This is a genomic window from Candidatus Synechococcus spongiarum SH4 (assembly GCF_000586015.1).
In the GTDB taxonomy this organism is placed as follows: Bacteria; Cyanobacteriota; Cyanobacteriia; order PCC-6307; family Cyanobiaceae; genus Synechococcus_B; species Synechococcus_B spongiarum_F.
The window spans coordinates 1-2,379 of record NZ_JENA01000248.1 but is presented as its reverse complement, the minus strand read 5'-3'; the positions used below and the strand labels follow the sequence as shown (position 1 = coordinate 2,379).

Sequence of the window (2,379 nt, the reverse complement as noted above, 5' to 3'; positions counted from 1 at the left end):
CCAATCCGTTGGTGATGGCGCAGGTGTTGCCCACAAAGGTTTCCACGGTGCTCCGGTCGGGAGCAAGGCCGTCGGCAATCAGGTGTCGGGGGCTGAGGGGAATGTCACTCTGCCGGGAAATCACCCGGAGAGACCGACCGGGCGGGTTCTGCTCCGGGAAGAGCACAACCACGTTGGCTTCCGCCAATTCACGGCGCAGATTGGCCAACACGGCTGGCCGTACCGCCTCGGTGGTGCTGAAGCCCTGAAGCGCCAACTCCCTGAAGCCGTAACGGTGGGCATAGTACCCGAACGCTCTGTGGCGGGTGGCCAGCACCCTCTGTTGGGACGGGATGGTCTCCACTTGCTGCTCAGTCCAGGCGTCCATGTCCTTCAACACAGCGATTGCCTCCTGGTTCAGCATCCGGAGGGCTGTTGCGTCGTCCGGCGTCAGCTTGGTCAACTCCTCGGTGACCACCATGGCCATGGCCTGGGTGTTCCCGGGGTCATGCCACACATGGGGGTCCACACCACCGTGGTCATGGTGGTCATGGCCATGGTGATCGTCGTGATGCGGATCGGCGCTGTCGCCGTGACTCAGGTGGTGGCCGTCCTTATGGCCATGATCTTCATCCTCATGCCCGTGGTCGTCATGCCCGTGGTCGTCGTGGTGTTCCCCATCGTGGCTCAGGTCATGGTGGTCGGCCATGGAGAGCGTATCGGTTTCCTCCAACGACGGGAGTTCAATGGCCTCCGCCACGGCCACAGCCCTTCCCTCTTCGGCAAGGGTGGCCAGGACGGGGGTGAGGCCATGGCCGTTGATGAGCACGAGATCAGACTGCTCCAGGAGGCCCCGCTGCTCCGGGGACAGGGAGAACGTATGGGGATCCTCCTCACCGGACAGGAGGCAATGGACGGTGATGGAAGGCGTAGCCAGGGTGCGGGTCAGGTCGCACAGCACCCCGTCGGCCGCCAGCACCTGGGGATTGTCCGCCCCGGACCCGCCCGGGCTGGAGGACTGCAATGATCGCGGGCGACCGCAACTCGTGGCCAGACCTCCCAGCAACACCGTCGCCAAGGCAAAGCCGGTCAAACGTCGAATCATGGAACCCTGTGGACGTCAACTCCACTTGCAACACGCTCAGATTATCGTCAATGTAGATTCAATTGCAAGCTCAATTGCGAACTCAACTTGGCAATAAACTCCCTCAGGCGCGCCCAAGGGGCCGTCAAGCCTGTTGAAAGGATGCCTCCGGCCCCGCCGGGTCTGCGGGTCTGTGGTCTCAGCTTCCACTACGGCGGGCAGCGGGTGCTCCACCAGATTACCTTCCAGCTTCGTCCCGGCAGCCTGACTGCCCTGGTGGGTCCCAACGGGGCCGGTAAATCTACGCTGCTTCACCTGTTGCAGGGACAACTCCAACCCGGCACGGGGACGGTGGAACTGGACGGGACGCCGGTGCGGCGCTGCCGGCGGCGGATTGCCCTCATGCCCCAGAAGGGGGAAATCGACTGGCATTTTCCCATTACGGTGGCGGAGTTCGCCAGGCTGGGGCGGTTGGCGGCCTCTCGCGCCGGTTGTTGCGACGTGGACGGGGCCTTGCAGCGGGTGGGCCTGGGTTCCATGGCGGGCAGGCGGCTTGATCAACTCTCCGGCGGACAACAACAGCGGGCCCTGCTGGCCCGCACCCTGGTGCAGCCGGCTGAGGTGTTGCTGCTGGACGAACCCTGCGCCGCCATTGATCCCCCGTCCCGTCAACAGCTTCTGGACCTGATGCGTCAACTGAGTGATGCGGGACTCACGCTGCTGGTCAGCAGCCACGACTGGGGTTCCGCCTTGAATGCCTATGATCGGGTGCTGGTGCTGGACCAGGCGCTCCGCGCCGACGGCACCCCCGACCAGGTGCGACAAGCTCTCGATGATGTCACCATGGGGAACCATTGCTGTGGCTGAACCATGGGGAAGCCGGATCCGGATGGAGCGTGATCCGGGAGTTAGTCTCCCGTGAGCTGGTGGATTCTGCCCCTGCTGCTGGCCCTGTTGACCGGCGCCGTCTGTCCCATCAGTGGCGCCTTGCTGATTGTGCAGGGGCGGGTCATGCAGGCCAACCTCATCTCCCATGCGGTGGTGCCGGGCCTGGCCCTGGCTGTGGCGTTCGGCCTTCCCCCCAGCGTGGGCGGATCCCTCAGTGGTCTCCTGGGAACCCTCGTGGCGGAGCGGCTTCTGGTTCCCGGACAGAACACCGCCAGCCATGGCGCCGTGATGAACACCGTCCTGGCCGGGTTTCTGGGGCTTGGGGTGTTGCTGATCCCCCTGTTGGGCATCAGGGTGGACCTGGAGGCCATTCTGTTTGGAGATCTGCTGCTCACCAGGCCAGTGGAGCTGCTCCAAACCGGGGGCAG

General features: G+C 64.5%; 3 protein-coding genes. 2 read left to right on the top strand and 1 reads right to left on the bottom strand.

The genetic code is table 11. The features are described 5' to 3' along the window. On the bottom strand, positions 1-1,084 hold a 1,084-nt coding region (locus BG35_RS11720; protein WP_152535269.1), incomplete at its 3' end, for a metal ABC transporter substrate-binding protein. Between the two features lie 141 nt (positions 1,085-1,225). On the opposite strand from BG35_RS11720, the gene BG35_RS0109230 reads away from it, so the two are divergent. Beyond that, positions 1,226-1,930 (top strand): metal ABC transporter ATP-binding protein, encoded by a 705-nt coding sequence (locus BG35_RS0109230; protein WP_025782592.1) that lies wholly within the window; start codon positions 1,226-1,228, stop codon positions 1,928-1,930. A 51-nt stretch (positions 1,931-1,981) separates the two neighbouring features. Further along, positions 1,982-2,379 (top strand): metal ABC transporter permease (locus BG35_RS0109225; protein WP_025782591.1); only part of this gene is annotated, 398 nt, incomplete at its 3' end.